Genomic DNA, 18772 nt, shown 5'->3' with positions numbered 1-18772 from the left:
GAATAAAACCTCATTATCGTGAGAAACAATATATTTATGGCTTACTTTTTAATAGCGATGACACATGGTCACGGCTGACATTAGCTTGCGCCATTAAGGACGTCACCTGGGCATAAAAAGGTGTAGGCTGCATCAGTTCTTTGAGTTTAGCCATGTTGTTATCAAGGTTGCCATGAAGTTGTTCTTGGTAGTTAGTTCGCTTTAATTGCTGCTGCACTTTTTGTTTGCTGCTGCGTAACTCCATCAACTGTTGATTCACTTTTTGCTGAGTTTTAGCAATTTTAGCCTGTGTTTGTTTAATGTCTTCGGGCTTATCGAAACGCCACTCTTTTGGATCTTGCCACGATAATATCTCTACCACTTTTACTGTGCGAGCTTCGCCAGCTGGCAGGCGTTGTCCTTGGCCTGACATCAGTAAACCCGCTTGTATCTGTTGCCATTCACTATGTTCACTGCTGAGCATAGCTGAATCTCGTGCAGGTGCTTGTACCGTTATCCCAATGTCTTTTAAAGCATGAGTCAGTTGCTTGGCTAAGTACTGGCTATTTTGATGCGCGGGTAATAACGCACTTGCAGCTTGATTCCCATATTGCACAGTAATGCGTTCATCACGGGTTTTTACCCCAATTAAATCAACCGACTTGAGTTGAAAGAAATGCTTAGCTGCTGGGCGTTGGCTATTGATTAAGTTCAGTTGGTGATCAACTAACGGTTGCTGTTGATAACTGATATCGAGCGCTGCTAGTTGTTGTTGGAGTTGCTTTGCGGTATCAGATTGTTGTTCTGACAGGCCATGCTGCAAAGAGGCATTACTGAGAGGAACTTGCAGTTTTTTGAGTAATTGCGACACCTTTAGTAAGCCTTGTTCAGCCACTTGATTAGCTGAAATAGCATGCTGGCCTTGAGTGACTTTCGCCCACTTTTGGTAGCTTGCTAATCTGTGGGTTGGAATCGAAGGCGCTGGTTTGGCTGTCGCTGGCTGTGAGCTTGGCACTGCGGTAGGTGCGGGCGCAACCGTTTGGTTGCGCTGCAATACATTGAGACTCTCGGAAATACCTTTAAGCATGGATTTGGTTAACTAACTTACATGTGGTTGAACAATGATAACTGACTTACCTGCACAAAAGACTGTTGCGTCACCTGTAATGTGGTCAACTTCAAATTAAACTCAGCTGTGGCTTGAGCATAATCTAAGCCTTCGGTTTCACCGATGACTTCTTCGCTGAATAAAATGCGCTCTGTATGAGTTGTTTGCATCAAACTAAGGGCATTTTGTTTACCACCAATATCAGTAATAGCGCCGCTAATGCTTGCTAAAGAATCATCTAATGTCGCTAACATATCTTCAGCTGCTTGGGTAAAAGCATCATCGCCAGGACTTAAATCTGGGTCATTCAGTACGTCGATGAATTGCTTGGTTTGATTCAGGATATCAGTGCCGCCTGATGAGAATAAAAATTCTTGAGCAGTCACGTTACCCGTCATCCAAGCTGAGCCGGATATCTGTACTTCTCGGTGGCCATCATCGCCCTGATAAAAGTAGTTACCATCAGCATCAATACCGATAGGAGCTGTCCCTGTCTCGTTACCTGAAAACAGGTAGTTTCCGCCATCATCTTTTGCATTAACCACATCCACAAACGACTCGAGTAACTCACTTAACTCCGCCGCATACGCTGCTCTATCTTCTGGTGAGAGTGCACCGTTATTGGCACCGATGGTGATTTCGCGCATCCGCATTTGCAGGTTAGTCATGCTTGAAAGGTAGGTTTCAGAGCGATCTAAACTGGTACTAAGTGATTCAGTGTTTTGTAAGTATTGCGATGTAGACGCTAAATCTCGCTGTGTTGTGATGACCTTAGCCATGCCAATAGGATCATCTGAAGGACGCAAAATGGACTTACCTGTGGCCATTTGCTGATTCACTCTAGCCACATCACTGGTGAGGTTTTGCATGCTTTGTAGGTTTTGGCTGTACATATTCATCATGCTAACGCGCATTACAGAATTCCTTCAGTTAGATAGACATTAAAAGCGTTTGGAACAATTGATCAGCGGTAGAGATGACCTTGGCATTGGCTTGATAAGATTGTTGATAAATAATCAGATTCACCCCTTCTTCATCCATGCTAACGCCACTGGTACTCGCCCATTGTGATTGCGCTTCCATTTGCAGTTTTAATGCCGTGTCCTGGGCCATTTGTGCTTGGCGAGAGGCTGAGCCGAGTTGACCGACTTTACTGGCATAAACATCACCCATAGTGGTCGTGACACCCATAGACTCGAACGTAAACTCGGTATTGGCGAGTTCTAATATGTCTTTTAAGTTGTCGTTATCACCGGGTGTACCATCCTTACCAAATGCCAGCATTTCAGCGGTAAAGCCGTCACTGATTTTGATGGTGCCCGCAGGGTTACTCGGGTCGTAAGTGAATAAATCCAGGGTCGGCTTTTCGCCGTTAAGGTCCGTACCTTCGCGCAATACTGCATTAAACTCGTCAGCGACGGTTTGTGCTAGCTCGTTAATAAACGCCATTGACTCAGCTAAGCTGGTATCACGGTAATCGAGTAATGCTCCAAAGCTACCTCCGGCGGTTTCATCAATCGGAAAGCTGGAGTTACCAAACTGGATACTGACCTTAGATAATTGTGGGTTATCAGGATCTGGCTGAGTTGATAGCGTTGAAGACTGGGTGCCAGAAACCAACGGCTGTCCTTGAGCCAATGAGATGTTCTTCATCCCTTGAGAATCTTCAACGACGCGGATATCAACAATCACGGCTAAGTCATCAATCGCAGCATCGCGCGCATCAAGTAACGACAGCGGTGGATTACTTCCTGATGATTGGATTTCTGCATTAAAGCTGGCAATTGTCTCAAGCAAAGCATTGATTTCTTTAGTTGAGGCGTTAATTTGTCCTTCGACCTGCTTAAGCTGTGAGTCGATACCGTCACTGATAGAATTGAATCTTTGGGTCAAGGCACGAGATTCATTTAATACACTCTGACGATGGGCAATTTCATTGGGTTGCTCCATCGCTGAGTTGAGCGAAGCGAACAATAAATCTAAACCCGCGGAAATGTTATTGCCCTCAGAACCAAATATTTGCTCGGCTTGAGTGTAATAACTGGCTTGAACACTGGTAAAGCCGACATCACTGGTGGTTTTCCACAGTTGCGCCACTTCATACTGATCTGAAATACGACGAACACCGTCAACCATGACCCCCATACCGCTACCGTAAGCACTGCTGCCTACAGAACTCATCAATACAGATTGGCGTGAATAGCCTGGTACCATTGCATTGGCAATGTTATTTGATGTGGCATTGAGTGCTGCCATACTGGCATTAATGCCTGACATCCCAATATTGAGCATGCTCATATCTAATCCTCATGTCACAGCGTCGAATCCAGTCGGTATTGCGAATTGTTCGCCGCTGTTATTTGTTCGGTTTGGCCATTAGTGGAATATTTAACGCTGGCTGCATGGCTGTTGTGTTCACAGTCATCACTGAACTTTGTTCAGTTTTTGCAGGTATTTGCGCGCTGGTATTCTCAACTTGAGTGACGTGTTCAGTATGGTTATTAGAAGCGACACTATCAGGAGCCGACTTAAGCCCAGCGGACAATTGTTTTGTCATTACGCTAGCAAGGCCAGTGCTTTGTAGCTGACTTAATCTGCCTGCAAGTTCTGCATCGTGCCAGTCTCGGTACATGCCATCGTTTTGAGATGATAATGGACTGTCTTTATCGGCCATGACATCCGATGCTGAGCGCATTTGTTTGAGCACTGTCTGTAAAAATTGGGCTTCAAATTGCTGGCTCACCAGCTCTAAAGCACCATGCTCACCATTAGCTTCGATTAAGTCTTTTGCATTGAGGTTATTCAGATAACCGTGGTTATTATCTAATTTCATTAAATCACCACTAATTCAGCTTCTAATGCGCCAGCTTCATTAAGCGCTTGCAGGATTGCCATTAAGTCCATTGGTGAGGCGCCTAAGCTATTGACTGCTCTTACAACATCATTGAGTGCAATGCCTTCTGGCCACACAAACATATGCCCATCGCCCGTATCAATATCGATTTCACTGTCACTACCAACCACAGTTTGTCCTTGCCCTTGGCCTATAAACGGCGCATTGGGCTGGCTGACAAATTCTTGTTCAACGATGGAGACGACTAAGTTGCCGTGGCTGACTGCTGCTTTTCTAACAACAACATTACCACCCATCACTACTGTGCCTGTACGGCTGTTAAACACTACGCGAGGGGATTTTCGCCCTTGTTCAATTTGCAGCTCTTCAAGGATAGACATAAAGGTCACACGCTCACGATTTGATTCAGGCGCACGAACTAAAACCTTAGCGCTGCTATCGGCTTCTGCGACATCAGGGCCAAATAACTCATTCACAGCTCGCTCAATATTGCGGGCAGTTTTAAAACTGGGATCGCGCAAGTTAAGGACAATGTGTTCGGTTTCGTTAAAGTTACTGTGGATCTCTGCCTCTAGCAGCGCACCGTTAGGAATTGCCCCTACGGTCGGGGTATTAATCGTCAAAGACGTACCGTTACGACCTTGAGCTGAAATGCCGCCAACGACCAAGTTACCTTGTGCCACGGCATAGACTTCGCCATCGACAGCACGTAGCGGGGTCATCAGTAAGCTGCCGCCACGTAAACTTTTTGCATCACCCAAAGATGACACGGTCACATCAATGGTTTGGCCCGCACTTGCCAGTGGTGGAATGGTGGCATGTACAGCGACTGCTGCGACATTTTTCAATTTAGGGTCGGTTCTATCATCAATTTGCACGCCAAACTGCTTGAGCATATTAACGATAGATTGGCTGGTAAAGCGCACTTGGTTTCGGTCACCGGTGCCATCGAGCCCCACAACTAAACCGTATCCTACGAGTTGGTTATCACGGATACCTTGCACATCAACAATATCCATCAAATAACGATTTTGAATGGCTTGTTCTGTTTGCGGTGCAGCAGTGGTTTGAAATGACAAAATAGTCATTAACACGCTCGCAAAAAATGCGATAGCTTGTTTCATTTAACGCTCCATGCCTGCACGAATTGGCAGGCACTAACAAAAGTAAACTGGATGAGATGACGCTGTGCAAGTCGTGTCATTACAGCGGAAACCAAGGGCTATTAAAGTATCGAGACGCCCAACCCATTTGGTTACTGTCTGAAATTGCACCCTGACCGCCATAGATAATTCTGGCATCAGCAATACGTTGAGATGAAATAGTATTGTCGTTGCCTATGTCATCGGTGCGGATCAGTCCGAGTAATCTAAGGTACTCATCACCTTGGTTCAGCCTGAGCCATTTCTCGCCTCGAATGAGCAAGGCGCCGTTAGGTAACACTTTGGCGACCGTGACAGTAATGGAACCGGTTAATTGGTTTTGTTGAGTGCTTGAACCTGTGCCGTTAAATGAACGCCCCGTATCTGCGCCACCGCTGCCAGCAAAACTGCTGTTGCCTGACGAGCCTTGTGCGCCAATAGACATCGAGCTTTCTTTATTGGTTTTGGTATCAGCTTTTTTGCTCGAATAAGTTTTTTCATCCAGTGACACAGTGAGGATATCGCCTTCACGAAATGCCCGTTTATCTTTAAAAAGTGTCAACATATAACCTTGTCGATAAACACTACCATTACTGGCTTCTGGCAAGCTGTAATCAATTTCTGGGGGAGCCCACTCTGGCTTACCCGGTGCCGTTTCTGGCTCAGGAAGGTGAGATGCACAACCCGATAGCAGTAGTACTATCGCAATCCAGCTATGTCGCATAATATTCCTTGTCGAGACGAAGTTAACCTGACCATGAGTCAAAGTATTACAAGGGTATTGAGCAAGGTTATGCTTTGCTCAATACCTGTCGTGAGTGTTTACAGTGCTTGGTTTAAGAATTTGAGCATGTCATCTGATGAGGACACGACTTTGGCATTCATTTCATAAGCACGTTGAGTCGAGATCATTTCAACCATCTCTTCAACAACATTAACGTTGGCACCTTCAAGAGAACCTTGGCGAATTTGGCCAATAGCTTGATCGCCTGCAACCCCTTCAATCGCAGCACCTGATGCGCCTGTTTCACGGTATAAGTTGTCTCCGCGCGCCTCTAAACCAGCAGGGTTGGTGAAGTTAACTAAGGTGATTTGGCCTAATTCTTGTGCTTCGGCTTGCCCCGCCATTTGTGCAGACACTTGGCCGTCTGATGCAATCGTTACGGTTAACGCATCTTCCGGAATTTCGATATTGGGTACTAAAGGCAAACCTTGTGATGTCACCATTAAGCCGTCGCTACTACGGAAAAATTGGCCATCACGGGTATAACCTAAGTCACCATTTGCTTCTTCGATTTGGAAGAAACCTTGGCCTTGAATCGCCATGTCTAGCTGCTGGCCTGTAGTGAGAATATCGCCTGTGGTAAATACTTTTTGGGTACCAGCGACACGGGTACCTGTACCTAGCTGTAATCCAGAAGGTAATTCATTTTGCTCATCAACTTGGCCGCCAGGCTGGCGTTGTACTTGATAAAACAAATCGTTAAATGCCACACGGTCACGCTTAAAACCTGTGGTGTTAACGTTAGCCAAGTTGTTGGCAATGGTGGTCATCTTAGTGTCTTGAGCACTAAGGCCCGTTTTACTTACCCATAATGCAGATTGCATGATGTGATTCCTTTTATTTTATTCTGTCGTGCGTGCTTTGTTATGCATCACGCATTAAACGATTGCCTGATTCAGCCAGTTTCTCGGCGCTTTGCATCAGTTTCACTTGCACTTCAAATTGGCGGCTTAAGTCCATTGATGCGATGAGTTCGCTTACCGCTTTAACATTACTGGCCTCAAGAAAGCCGCTACGTACTAGCACTTCATCGTCTGCGGCTAATGGCATTCCATCGTTACTGTAAAACAGTCCGTCTTGGCCTTTTTGAATTTGCTGTAAGTCTGGGTTAACCAGTTTTAGCTGACCGACTTCTTCGGTAATGTTGCCTGTGTCGGCAACGATACTGATACGACCATCATCACCAATGAATAGCTCTCGGTATTCAGGTAGCACGATTGGACCATCAACGCCTGCGACAGGGCGACCATCTATGGTTAATTGCCCCGCTGCATCAGGCACGACGACACCAGAGCGGGTATAAGCTTCTCCATCAGGTGTCATCACACTAAATAGACCGCCATCATTGATGGCTAAATCCAATGTTCTGCCTGTTGGGTTGAGCACACCAGCCTGTTGGCTAAAGCCGCTACTTTCAGTTTGCGCTAAGACTCGAGTGTGTAAGCTATTACCTGTAGGGGTGACCACTTTGGCATTCACACGCTCAAGATCTGCCTTAAAGCCAGTGGTATCAGCATTTGCCAGGTTGTTGGCTCTGATAGCTTGGGCTTCCATGACTCTGGTCGCGCCTGTTGCAGCGGTATACAGCATCTTATCCATGGTTCAGCCTTAAATAACGTTTAGTAATGCTTGCTGCATAGTCGAGTTGGCATCTAACACTTTGGCATTTGACTGGTAGTTTCGCTGGGCTGTCATTAAGTTAACCATTTCAGCGGTGTTATCGACATTTGAGCTTTCTAGGTAACCTGCATTAATTGACCCTAAGGTGCCAGTTGTTGGCGTGCCAATCATTGGTTGACCCGCTGAGTTAGTGGCAATCCACGCATTTTGACCTACAGGGCTTAAACCATTTGGGTTGTTGAAATCGGCTAACACCACTTGCCCTTGAAGTTGCTCTTCACCATTGGTGTAAGTGCCGTACAAGTTACCGCCATCGTCAAGGCGAATACCGTTAAGCTCACCTGATGTGTAACCGTTTTGGCTTAGGCTTGAGTTGTTATAGTCAGAAGCGTATTGGGTGCTTTTATCAAAGCTGAGTGCTAATACCATTGCGGCTGCACCGCCAGTAATATCTCGTGGGATGTCTAATTCAAAATCAGCGCCAGCAGTCAGCAAACCGTTTTCATCAAATGACAGTTGATGACCCGCAGCTGGCGTAATATCTTCATCGCCCATCACATAATGTACCGACCATTCATTGTCAGCTGTTTTTACAAAATATTGCGTCAGTGCGTGCTCATTACCTTGTGAGTCATAGGTCGTCACAGTACTTGAAGAGTGATACGTCGATGCATCATCTTTATCAAACGGTGTGTCAGTTTGGTCGATAGCATCGACTCGAGAATCAAGGTTTGACACTAGGTTAATGGTGTCAGTTGCAGACGCGGGAAGCGAGCCAGCCTGTATTTGTAAGTCAGTCACATTACCGTTTTGTAATTGCCCGCCAGGCCCGACACTGTAACCTTGTAAACGGTTACCCGCTGGATCGGTTACATAGCCATTGGCATCTTGATTGAACATACCTGCACGTGAGTACATGGTGCTGCCATCTTGACCGCTAAGAACAAAGAATCCATCACCTTGAATTCCCATATCAAGTTGACGACCTGTGTAAGCAAGGCTGCCTGCCATTGAGAAGTTTTGGCTAGTCGACATGGTATTTACACCGCCAGGTTGGCCACCATTGTAAACGGCTGCAAATTCGCTACGGCCACTACGGAAACCAACAGTAGAACCGTTAGCAATGTTGTTACTGATGGTGTTTAAGTCTTGTGTTGTTGCTTGTAAACCACTTAATGCGATATTGAACGACATGGTGTAATCCTATTAATTTTTGTTATGAGACTTCAGAGATTTCGAGAACAGAAACGGTGCCAAGCCCGTTACCTAATTCGGCCATCATGACGCCGGAGGCACTGACAAAGTGCACTTTTTCAATGGTTGCAGCGATGAAGGTATCTGCGGTTTCTGTCACATCATCAGCAGTGATATTGGCTTCGATACTGTATTCGCCAGCAGGCAAATCTAGGGCTTCTGGATCAATGGTAAAGGCCACATCACCAGGCTCTTGAGAACCTAACTCTAAGGTATGTACCACATCACCATTTTCGTCGATGATATCGATACTGAGCTCTTCAACCGCATTACCTAGATAGACTTTGCCATCAACAGGTAAGCCGTCTATTTCAAGCTCTGATGCAGGCACCATGGCCGTTTTGCCCACAAGTTGCGCTGATTGCACAATGGCTAAATTTTCCATCATCACCATGCTGGTGGCTTGATTTGCGCGCATGTGCTCAAGACTTTCTACTTGTGAGAACTGTGCCAGTTGAGTGACGTACTCAGTGCCATCAATAGGGTTGGTAGGATCTTGATTTTGAATTTGCGCAATCATCAGGGTTAGAAATTCATTGCGGATAGATGAAGCATCATTGCCTGGTGAATTCATAACTTCTGTGGCAGTTGCAGCAGGGTCATTACTGGTTGTACTTGGGGTAACATTCATTATTTGTTTCCTAGCTGCAATAGCCCTTGTTGCATAGAACGAGCACGGTTCATCACTTCTACATTGGTTTCAAATGAACGACTTGCTGCCATCATGTCAGCCATTTCTTCAACTGTGTTGACGTTTGAATAGGCGACATAACCGAGTTCGTCAGCAAAGGGATGATCAGGCTCGTATCGCATATCTAACGGAGCATCGGTTTCGACAATGGCGGCGATTTCAACTTGTGCACCAGCGGCTTTGCCTTCTTGGGTTTGGTTGTAGATCGTTGAGAAAACCGGCTTCAATGCACGATATGCATCATCAGGATTTTCTGCCGCAGCACCTGAATTAGCCAAGTTACTGGCCACGGTGTTTAAACGAATGGTTTGTGCGTGCATACCTGCACCCGCAATTTGGTATATTTCTCCAAATGACATATCAGTTCCTATTGTCCTTCGATAGCCGAGCGTAAGCCGGAAATTTTCATGTTCAAGAAGGTGAGACTCGTTTGATAATCCATGGCATTTTGCGAATACCTCGCCTGTTCTTTACCCAGCTCAACGGTATTGTGATCCGCAGAGCTTTGGTAAGGCACACGGTAGGCTGTTTGGTAGTCTCGACCGACATCCATTCCCGCATTGATTTGCGTCATGACAGCTTTGAAATCTAAATCCTTCGCTTTATAACCAGGAGTTTCAGCATTGGCTAAGTTACCCGCCAACATCTTGCTTCGCTCGACTCGAAAATCTAATGTTTGTGCGTGAATGCCTAAGGCGGTGTCGAGGTTGATAGCCATTAAAACTCCTAGTATGGTATGGACGATTTCAATATTTGCCTTGTCTATCCAATTAGTGTGCCAAAAGTTTAAAGCGAGTTTTATCAATGGTTTGTGACTATTTTAAAGATAAGATCGGAACGCTTGTTTCCTGTGTGGCACTGGCGGCATCCTGTTTGCTTCCGCTGACAATACATGCGCAAGATCACAGCAATGCCACAGGGCAACTAAAGCAGTCTTTTACGCAAATGGTAGAAAAGGAACTAGCCAACTGGCAGCGACAAGCAGGGCTTGATGCCATCAAACACACGATTGATGTGCATTTACCTTCAGGGGCCGCTAACTTGCAGCAATGCCCAAACGCGCTGGTGATTAGCAGCGGTGCTAGATTGCCTTTTGGCAATGTTCAACGTCGAGTGACATGTGAATCATTAGGGTGGAGTTTATTTATTCGTGCTCGTGTTGATGTCACTGCCAATGTCCCTGTGGCAAATAGACCGTTGGCAAGAGGCGAGCATATTTCTGCCAGTGATATTGAGCTGCAATGGCTTAAATTGACTCCAGCAGACCGAGATCTTATTACTCAAAAATCGCAATTAATCGGTCATCAAGTCAGCCACAAACTGCGTCGGTTCAGAGCGATAAAAACCAGCCAAGTGACTAATCCTCAATGGATTAATATTGGTGACCGGGTGATTATAGAAGCTAAAATGAATGGCTTTTATGCCAATATGCCAGGAGAAGCATTAGAGTCTGGCGGAGAAGGAGCGACTATTCGAGTCCGCAATTTAAGTTCTGGTAAAATTATTCATGTTTACCCCACTGCGAAAGGCAGAGTGAAGACCTTATTTTAAGCAGGTCAAATAGACTCACTGACCGGCGAACTTTTCAGTCTAAGCTATCAAATTTCAAGTTCAGTATTACAGCTCAAAGCTTGTCAACGTCCATAGGCTAAATTGTGCATCATTCCGCTTAAGTTATCAGGCTGATTTTATGATGATGACATTTTAGTTTTCTTGTTTATTAGCCGCCTTTAATAGATATCGACGACATATATGGTGAACCATTATGGATATCAACAAAATTTCTAGCGCAGTCACCGCTGACATGGGCACAACGAAAAGCAAATCCAATACCTCGCAACAGCATGAAGTTGCCGAGCTTAAAACACGGAAAATGCCTGTGCAAAGTACCGTGAGTGATGATTGGAAACTGATTGAAAAAAACCAGCCTAACCTAGCCGATATGGACGACTTTGACGCCGCAAAAGTGGCTGAATTACGTCAAGCATTGCAAAACGGCACATTCAGTTTAGATGTGAAAAAAATAGCAGAGGCGATGAAGCAAAATCATGGGTAATCAAGTGGAACAATCACATCAAGGTTCGGCTGCACCAGTATCTAAGCGGGAGCAAGTGCAAGGGTTATTGCGTGGAATAAGAGTGGATATTGATGGCTACAAACAGCTTCATGGCTTATTAATCCGCCAACGTGAATTAATGAAACGCCGTGATAATGCTGGTTTAGCGTTGCATAATGAAGCGCAAACACAATTATGTGAAAAGCTAATGGAGCGCGCTAAAAACCGTTCAAGAACCTTAGTTGCTTTAGGTTTTACTGGCAACAGTAAAGGCATGGAAGATCTCATCGCCAGACTGCCTCAAGCCAGCCAAAAACAAGTACTGATATTGTGGCGCAACTTGGTTGATTTAGTAAAAGAAAGCCAACAGTTTAACGAAGAAAATGGCAAGTTGTTGGTCAGCCAACAAGAAGTGATTAACTCGTTATTGAACAAGCAACCAGAAAGTCAAAACGACTATGGGTATGCTAGGTAAACTTTCGGCTATAATCCAGATATAAAGTTGCTGAAAGCAGCGCTAAATACTCCTTGGGCAAGCAGTTTCCGGTTAGATCTAATTAGTAACTGCTTATCTCGGACGATTTTAAGCCAACATACATATAGCTCAAATAGCTCATCATTAAATTTCAATGGGTTAGATTCTTTTTCTATCTTAGTTAATATCAATGCTAAGCCCTCTAAAAGCGAAATAATATTGAGCTTTAAAGATATTGCTAGTTTTAACTTAATTAATTCAGTTTGCATAAAAGATGCTTTTTGACCTCCTTTGAATGTTCCATTTGAATTGAGGTAAGTAAGAAAATAGCGTGAGTCCAGACATGGATGTCTGGCTAGCTTTCGAGGGGAAGGGACGCCCCATCGTAAGCGTTAGTGATTTTCACAGCTTACCGAAGCAGGCTACAGATAAAGTTAAACGATATGAAAATCCCCATTGAAATCTTTCGCTTCTCAGAAAATTTCGTAGGGGCAGCGGGGTGTTCCAAGAGGGTATTGCTGTTGATACCCTTTTGGTCGGGTGTGGGCGAAGCGCCACGACGTTAATCCAAACGGAGTTTGGAAATATGGGAGAAATCACGAATGTTAGAATTGGGTGTGGGCGAAGCACCAGGGCTTTGATCTAATCCAAACGAAGTTTGGAAATACAAAGAATCTTTCACCTTGAAAGTTAGCAATTTTTGCTTCTAAAATAAGTTCTGTGCTTTCTTGATAAGTAAGCTAGCGCAAAGCTCATCACTATAATGGGGATTGAGTAGTACGTTACCTTTACTCCAACGTAAGTTAAGTTCATCACAAGGAAAAGATATAACAAAGTTGTTCCTATGCAGGTGATTGCCGACCATTTATGAAGGTTGCCCAAAATGACACTCTTATTTATTTTCAAATTAACCTCTGTGCACTAATAAAGTAAGGGGGAGGGGAAACCTAAACGAAGTTTGGCAATAAAAAACATCATTTAAGTATGTTTACTTAAGCTGATACCGACAGGCCAAATCATCCATTTGTTTTTGTTCTTGTTTATTAATATGAGCTTGTCGTTGTTTGAGACGATCTTGATAGAACCAATTAATGCCTTGTTGGCGCCCTAACTGGCTACGCCAGATTTTATCCACTCTTTGATGTTCTTGTTCTAATAATATTTTTTGACGTGTGAGCTTCTTTTGTAGGGGCTGAATTGCGTTAATCATTTGTACGCTATTTTGCATTAATAGCGGGTTGGCGCATTGTTTTGGGTAAGCGTGATATTGGCTGACCATGCTTGATAGTTGTTGCTGCTGCTGGGCGATTTCAAGCAAACGCTGTTGGCTGGCATTCTTTTGCTGGCTGAGCTGATGCAGTTTCTTTTCTTCTTGTTGGCATAACTGTAAAAGCTGTTTCATTTTACGTTCTCTACAATGCGCTTTGGTTGATGACGTACTGCTGCATCTGCCTTATTCAGTCGAAGGAGGTGCTTGGTAACCCAGACCTTCAACTAACTGCTGTAATTGGCTGATGCTATGTTGATGGTCTGCTTGACTATGGGTCGCTTGCTGTAAAAAAGCGGCCATTTGTGGGTACGCTTGTACTGCAATATCCAGCTCTTTATCTTGCCCTGGCTGATAACCACCTAAAGGCAATAATTCTTTCACCTGCTGATATTTACTATTTAAATGCCTAAAAACTTGTCCGTGAGACAAGCTGTCAGCGCTGGCAACTTGAGCTGCAAGTCGGCTTACCGAAGCGCCAATATCAATGGCAGGGTAATGGCCTTGTTCAGCCAGTTTTCTATCTAGCACTATGTGGCCATCAAGGATGGCTCGAGCTGCATCGGCAATAGGATCTTGTTGATCATCACCTTCCGTTAATACGGTATAAAATGCAGTTAAGGTGCCTGTAGGGTGTTGGCCGTTTCCTGCCATTTCGACCAAGCTAGGAAGCTGGGCAAACGCTGATGGCGGATAACCTTTGGTTGCCGGTGGTTCACCTAAGCTTAAGGCAATTTCTCGCTGCGCTTGTGCATAGCGGGTTAAAGAGTCAACTAATAGCAGAACTCGCTTTCCTTGATCTCGGTAAGCGCAAGCAATGTGATGGCACAGTCGCATGGCACGCATACGCATCAATGGGGTGGTATCTGCTGGAGCGGCGATGACAACTGAACGTTGTCGGCCTTCTTCGCCCAATGATTGCTCGATAAATTCACGCACTTCACGGCCACGTTCACCAATTAGCCCAACGATGACAATGTCAGCCTCAGTAAAGCGGGTCATCATGCCTAACAGCACACTTTTACCAACACCAGAGCCAGCAAATAACCCTAAGCGTTGACCACGGCCTACGGGCAATAAAGCATTGATAGCTCGGATCCCGACATCTAAAGGTTCGGTAATTGGCTTACGCTGTAGCGGGTTAGTGCTCATTTGCACCATAGGAATGGTTTGTATCTGGCTAAGAGGGCCAAGGTCATCAAGTGGCTTACCTAAGCCATTAAGTACACGGCCAAGTAAGCCTTTACCAACAGGTATTTGGCAGCGCTCAGCGATAGGGATCACTCTTGCGCCAGGCATCAGTCCTGTGGTGTGTTCAATTGGCATTAAACAGACGGTGTCTTTGTAAAACCCGACAACCTCAGCTTCGACGACTCCACCATTGCGACACTCAATATGACAGCGATCGCCTGTACCTAGTTGGCAGCCGACAGCCTCAAGCAGTAAGCCATTGACTCGAGTGAGCTTGCCATACACTTGTGCCACTGGCACAGACGGCCAGTCAATGATCTCGGCGCTTGTTTGAGCCGAACTAGTGCTCACTGGCGCCTCGAGTTTCGTCTGTAGTATCTGTTGTTGCCTGATTGACACTTGTATCTGATGACAGTTGTTGCTCGATATCTGTGCGCTTTAAGTGATTCTCTACTTGATCTAAACAGGCATTGAGACGGGTTTCCATTGAGGCATCGGCATCGGATTTATCGCCCACAATACGACAACCGCCCGCACTGATAGTGTTGTCAGGGACTAAAGTCCAGTCTTGCACTTTATCAGCTGCGATGTCTTTTAATTGCGTGACAGCTGATGGCTCAAGATGAATTTTCACGTCAGTGGGAGCATCAGGAATCGCGGCTAGTGTTTCTTCAACTAAGGCAAGAATTTGTTGAGGCTGTAAGGTCAGTTCACAACGGATAACTTGAATTGATACTCGACGAACCAAATCTAAAATCAGCTCCTGTTGCTGCATCACCTGCTGAGTATGACCCTCTTCGAGCAAAGATTTCATTGCTGACAATGGCGTAATTAAGTTATTAAGTTGCTCATCAATCGCTTCTTTACCCTTTAATTGCCCTTCAATTCGTCCTTGATTAAATCCTGCTGCATAGCCAGATTGTTGGCCTTCTTTGTGGCCTGAAACTAAGCCAGCTTCATGACCTTTTACGACGCCTTCATCATAACCTTTATCAAAAGCTTGTTGGTAATCTTGCCATGATGGCTCTTCATGGTTTTGGGCAAGCTCGTCTGCATGTAATGGGCTAAATTGGTGACGGCGTACACGCTCGCCGCTGAGGCGAAAGCGTCTGTCAGAATGCGGTGACTTGTTCATGGCTTTACTCTTTTGATCAGTCAAAAATGTGCTCATTACTCAACAACCTGTTCTTCAAACAGCTGTAATTCTATTTGGCCTTCGTCCATCATTTGCTTAGCCAGTTCCATAATGTCTTTGCGGGCTGCTGTGGCTTGACTCAATGGTACTGTGCCTATGGCTTCAATTTGGGTTTCTATCGCTGAAGACATACGCTTTGGTAACGCTTGCAGTAAGGTTTTCTTAAGGTCTGATTCAATACCTTTAAGCGCTAGCGCTAACGTATCGGCAGGCACAAGCGCCATGATTTCTTGCAAGGTTTCCGCTTTTTGACGACCTAAAATAATAAAGTCGAACATGTTGTCTGCCACTTCACCCGCCAGTTTTTTATCGTGGAGCTTAATCATCTCCATCAATTGCTCTCGGTTACCTTCAAAGCGATTGAGAATGTCGGCAACTTGGCGAATACCAGATACTTGAGTATGACTCTTTTCCATTGCGATGAGCATGCATCGTTCTACGAGGTGGCGCAGTTCTTCAACGACACCGCGCTCAAGCTCTCCTAATTGAGCGATACGAACCAGTAATTCGTCTTGGCCTGCTTCTGGTAAACCAGATAATACTTGGGCTGCACTTTCAGGTGGCAATAAACCTAAAAGTACCGCTTGAAGTTGGCTATGTTCATTGGTGATTTCACGGGCAAGTAACTTAGGGTCGACCCACTCAAGACGTTTAACCAAGGTTTTGATTTCGTCACCATAGATGTTGTCTATCAAGCTTTTTGCTACACGATCCCCTAGGGCTAAATCGAGGGTTTTTTGCAGGTATGAGCGTGAGGCGCGGGCAATACCTGATTGCTCTTGGTAGCGCTTAAAAAAGCGTCCTATGACAAAGTCGGCTTCATTTTGAGTAATGCTCGATAGGCGAGCCATTTTATGGCTCAAATGCTGCACATCATTACGGTCTAAATGAGCCATCACTTGCGCTGCGCCTTTCTCGCCCATGCTCAATAGGATCATGGCAGCTTGGTCGAGATTATCTAAGTTAATATCAAGTTCATTCATCATTAGTCTTTTCCTATCTCGCTATGAGTGTTGTTTAGCATCTTTGTCGCTGATCCAGTGGGCAATGACTTCTGCTACACGAGCGGGCTCTTTTTCAGCGAGAACACTGAGGTGCTCCATTTTCACTTTTAGCGGAGAACTGGTTTCTGGTAGTCCAATATTCATTAGGTCATCATCAGCTTGAGGCTGACCGAGTCCCATTAGCTCATCTGCAAGAGACTGTGCATCACTATTGCTACTGTCTAATTTCGCAGGGCTAGGCTCTTGATATTGATAATTATCCTGCTCTTCAACTTCCTTCATCGCACTTAAGTCAACGGTTTTAGTTAAGTGGCGAACTAACGGACGTAAGACAAAGAAAATCAGTCCAATACCGAGTAGTAACCCAATAAAGTAACGCAGGTATGACTCGTAACCTTCTGTTTGCCACCATGGCATAGGCTGGAATTCAGCTACTTTCACTGGCGCAAAATCAAAACTATTGATACTAAATTGATCGCCACGCGCAGCGGTAAAACCAATGGCGTCTTGTACCATGTTGCTCATTGATTCAAGTTGCGCTTCAGTCCAACCGTTTTCGCCTGCAGCTTGATTATTTAACAACACAGAAATTGACAGGTTCTCTAATTGCATTTGTTGGTAGCGGGTATGTTTAACCGAACGTCCCACATCAAAATTACGTTGAGTTTGCTGAGTGACATTGCGGCGTTGATTGGTTTCAGCACCTTCTGCAGCTGGAGGCTGGTTACTGAGCGCACCGGGTATTCCCATGGCCAAGTCACCATTGACTTCATTTGAGCTTTGCTGTTCGTTGCGCATAACAGATTGAGGATCGAGTGACTCATTCGTTTCTTCGACTTGATTAAAATTAACTTGCGCAGCGACCTGAACTTGGAAATTTTCTTGCCCAAGGATTGGCATTAACATACTTGAAGCACGGTTGATGAGGCTTTGCTCTAGCTCGTGGGTGTACTTGAGCTGGCGGTCTCGTGCTTGGGTAATGTCATTATTGAGGGTTAACGCTGAGCTTAAGTGATTACCTTGTTGGTCGACAACTTGTACTTGCTCTGCAGTCATTCCTGTGACACTGCCTGCAACCAGATTGACAATGGATTCAACCTGTTCTGATTGAATGTTGCTACCTGCATAAAGATCAAGCATGACCGATGCCGAAGGTAATTCAGGTTGCTGCCTAATAAATAGGGTTTTTTTAGGAATCGCTAAATGCACTCTGGCTGTACGAACGGCACGTAGCGCCATAATGGTACGAGAGAGTTCACCTTCAAGACTGTAGCGATATTTAGCTTGCTCCATAAATTGGCTAGTACCAATCCCTGAACTATCTAGTGACTCCATTCCCATCGGCATTTGTGCTTTCACGCCACGGGCTGCCAAAATCATTCGCGCTTTGCCGAGTCTGTCTTCAGGCACTAAAACTAACCCAGAATTAGTATCAAGACGATAGCTTATTCCTTCAGTTTCAAGGACTTCAATAATTTGCGCCGTTTCGACTTTTTCCTGGCTGCCGTATAAAGGTCGGTAGCCTTGGCTTGCGGTCCATAACATCAGCACGATGACGCAGGCCACGACGATGGCGAAAACCGCAAGCACGGCAACTTGTTTATCGCCTTGATTGAAACTGGTCCATTTCTCTTTTATCGTCGCAAAAGGCGATTTTTTCTCTCCAACCTCGGTAACGGGTTGGCTAGTTTGAGTAAGAGTTGTAGGCATTGTGTCTAATTTCCTTGCACTAAGGCGGTTTAGGCTATTGAAACTTATCGTTAATGAGCTGATTTATATCAATATTGATTAAATCGGCATTTTCATTACGTCATCGAACGCTTGTACCAAACGGTTTCGAATTTGAATCATAGTGGCGAATGACAAACTGGCTTTTTGTGAGGCCACCATGGCACCAACTAAATCATCACTTTCGCCACTATCGACAGCACGCATAAGTGCTGATGAGGTGTTTTGGTCGGTGTTAACTGCAGCAACCTTTTGCTCCATCAATTCAGTGAATGAAGGGTGTTGAGTGCCAAAGTCTCTCGGATTTGGACCGACTTTGATGGCGCCTTTGGCCATTTCTGAATGGACATTCATTTGGTCCATTAATGTTTGAACATTGGTCATTGGTGCACTGACCATGGTTGCATTAGCCATTGGTTTTCCT

The 18772-nt window shown here is 45.1% G+C and carries 22 protein-coding genes; 3 read left to right on the top strand and 19 right to left on the bottom strand.

All coding sequences use genetic code 11. The features are described 5' to 3' along the window. Window positions 1-34: 34 nt before the first annotated feature. From A9267_RS17655 to A9267_RS17600, 12 genes are all read right to left on the bottom strand, one after another. The gene (locus A9267_RS17655; protein WP_065110146.1) at window positions 35-1066 is read right to left on the bottom strand and encodes a hypothetical protein; all 1032 of its coding nucleotides are present in this window, start codon (window positions 1064-1066) and stop codon (window positions 35-37) included. Between the two features lie 17 nt (window positions 1067-1083). Next, a complete protein-coding gene (gene flgL / locus A9267_RS17650) occupies window positions 1084-2001 on the bottom strand; it encodes a flagellar hook-associated protein FlgL (RefSeq protein ID WP_065110145.1) in 918 nt (305 codons plus the stop codon). Between the two features lie 16 nt (window positions 2002-2017). Further along, the gene (gene flgK, locus A9267_RS17645) at window positions 2018-3385 is read right to left on the bottom strand and encodes a flagellar hook-associated protein FlgK (RefSeq protein WP_055025318.1); all 1368 of its coding nucleotides are present in this window, start codon (window positions 3383-3385) and stop codon (window positions 2018-2020) included. 58 nt (window positions 3386-3443) lie between these two features. Further along, window positions 3444-3920 (bottom strand): rod-binding protein, encoded by a 477-nt coding sequence (locus A9267_RS17640; protein ID WP_065110144.1) that lies wholly within the window; start codon window positions 3918-3920, stop codon window positions 3444-3446. Beyond that, window positions 3920-5029 (bottom strand): flagellar basal body P-ring protein FlgI, encoded by a 1110-nt coding sequence (locus A9267_RS17635; protein WP_443018809.1) that lies wholly within the window; start codon window positions 5027-5029, stop codon window positions 3920-3922. The genes A9267_RS17640 and A9267_RS17635 overlap by 1 nt, the downstream gene beginning before the upstream one ends. Before the next feature lie 115 nt (window positions 5030-5144). Continuing rightward, window positions 5145-5807, bottom strand: coding sequence for a flagellar basal body L-ring protein FlgH (flgH, locus tag A9267_RS17630; RefSeq protein ID WP_055025315.1), 663 nt, complete (start codon window positions 5805-5807; stop codon window positions 5145-5147). A 98-nt stretch (window positions 5808-5905) separates the two neighbouring features. Further along, window positions 5906-6691 (bottom strand): flagellar basal-body rod protein FlgG, encoded by a 786-nt coding sequence (flgG, locus tag A9267_RS17625; RefSeq protein ID WP_055025314.1) that lies wholly within the window; start codon window positions 6689-6691, stop codon window positions 5906-5908. Window positions 6692-6731: 40 nt separating this feature from the next. Then, a complete protein-coding gene (locus tag A9267_RS17620; protein ID WP_065110142.1) occupies window positions 6732-7466 on the bottom strand; it encodes a flagellar basal body rod protein FlgF in 735 nt (244 codons plus the stop codon). Window positions 7467-7475: 9 nt separating this feature from the next. After that, entirely contained in the window at window positions 7476-8681 is a 1206-nt protein-coding gene (gene flgE, locus A9267_RS17615; protein ID WP_065110141.1) for a flagellar hook protein FlgE, read from the bottom strand. Window positions 8682-8703: 22 nt separating this feature from the next. Next, entirely contained in the window at window positions 8704-9372 is a 669-nt protein-coding gene (locus A9267_RS17610) for a flagellar hook capping FlgD N-terminal domain-containing protein (RefSeq protein ID WP_055025311.1), read from the bottom strand. Continuing rightward, window positions 9372-9791 carry a flagellar basal body rod protein FlgC gene (gene flgC / locus A9267_RS17605; protein ID WP_055025310.1) on the bottom strand — a complete coding sequence of 140 codons (420 nt, stop codon included), beginning with the start codon at window positions 9789-9791 and terminating at the stop codon, window positions 9372-9374. Before flgC ends, A9267_RS17610 begins: the two co-directional genes overlap by 1 nt. A gap of 8 nt (window positions 9792-9799) precedes the next feature. Further along, window positions 9800-10150, bottom strand: coding sequence for a flagellar basal body rod protein FlgB (locus A9267_RS17600; protein ID WP_055025309.1), 351 nt, complete (start codon window positions 10148-10150; stop codon window positions 9800-9802). A 155-nt stretch (window positions 10151-10305) separates the two neighbouring features. On the opposite strand from A9267_RS17600, the gene flgA reads away from it, so the two are divergent. The 3 genes from flgA (at window position 10306) to flgN (ending at window position 11963) form a co-directional block, all read left to right on the top strand. Next, entirely contained in the window at window positions 10306-10983 is a 678-nt protein-coding gene (gene flgA / locus A9267_RS17595) for a flagellar basal body P-ring formation chaperone FlgA (protein ID WP_231919201.1), read from the top strand. A 214-nt stretch (window positions 10984-11197) separates the two neighbouring features. Beyond that, complete coding sequence (gene flgM / locus A9267_RS17590) at window positions 11198-11488, top strand: flagellar biosynthesis anti-sigma factor FlgM (RefSeq protein WP_065110139.1); 291 nt, start codon at window positions 11198-11200, stop codon at window positions 11486-11488. A gap of 4 nt (window positions 11489-11492) precedes the next feature. Beyond that, complete coding sequence (gene flgN / locus A9267_RS17585; RefSeq protein WP_231919200.1) at window positions 11493-11963, top strand: flagellar protein FlgN; 471 nt, start codon at window positions 11493-11495, stop codon at window positions 11961-11963. Window positions 11964-11971: 8 nt separating this feature from the next. Here the strand turns inward: flgN and A9267_RS17580 are convergent, their stop codons facing one another. The 7 genes from A9267_RS17580 to fliE form a co-directional block, all read right to left on the bottom strand. Next, window positions 11972-12232: a hypothetical protein gene (locus tag A9267_RS17580; protein ID WP_065110137.1), complete on the bottom strand. Its 261-nt coding sequence runs from the start codon at window positions 12230-12232 to the stop codon at window positions 11972-11974. Window positions 12233-12951: 719 nt separating this feature from the next. Beyond that, window positions 12952-13365: a flagellar FliJ family protein gene (locus A9267_RS17575; RefSeq protein ID WP_065110136.1), complete on the bottom strand. Its 414-nt coding sequence runs from the start codon at window positions 13363-13365 to the stop codon at window positions 12952-12954. Between the two features lie 51 nt (window positions 13366-13416). Further along, on the bottom strand, window positions 13417-14772 hold the full coding sequence (locus tag A9267_RS17570; protein ID WP_197495560.1) for a FliI/YscN family ATPase: 1356 nt from the start codon (window positions 14770-14772) through the stop codon (window positions 13417-13419). Beyond that, a complete protein-coding gene (fliH, locus tag A9267_RS17565) occupies window positions 14762-15592 on the bottom strand; it encodes a flagellar assembly protein FliH (protein ID WP_231919199.1) in 831 nt (276 codons plus the stop codon). The genes A9267_RS17570 and fliH overlap by 11 nt, the downstream gene beginning before the upstream one ends. Then, window positions 15592-16602: a flagellar motor switch protein FliG gene (locus tag A9267_RS17560; RefSeq protein WP_055025292.1), complete on the bottom strand. Its 1011-nt coding sequence runs from the start codon at window positions 16600-16602 to the stop codon at window positions 15592-15594. Before A9267_RS17560 ends, fliH begins: the two co-directional genes overlap by 1 nt. An 18-nt stretch (window positions 16603-16620) precedes the next feature. Next, window positions 16621-18330, bottom strand: a complete 1710-nt coding sequence (gene fliF, locus A9267_RS17555; RefSeq protein ID WP_065110135.1) for a flagellar basal-body MS-ring/collar protein FliF — start codon at window positions 18328-18330, stop codon at window positions 16621-16623. Between the two features lie 78 nt (window positions 18331-18408). Beyond that, complete coding sequence (gene fliE, locus A9267_RS17550) at window positions 18409-18762, bottom strand: flagellar hook-basal body complex protein FliE (protein WP_055025290.1); 354 nt, start codon at window positions 18760-18762, stop codon at window positions 18409-18411. Between the last annotated feature and the right edge of the window lie 10 nt (window positions 18763-18772).

Origin of the sequence: Shewanella sp. UCD-FRSSP16_17 (assembly GCF_001675935.1) — a bacterium.
GTDB lineage: Bacteria > Pseudomonadota > Gammaproteobacteria > Enterobacterales > Shewanellaceae > Shewanella > Shewanella japonica.
The sequence above is the reverse complement of the archived record's forward strand: the minus strand, read 5'-3'. Positions and strand labels throughout refer to the sequence as shown.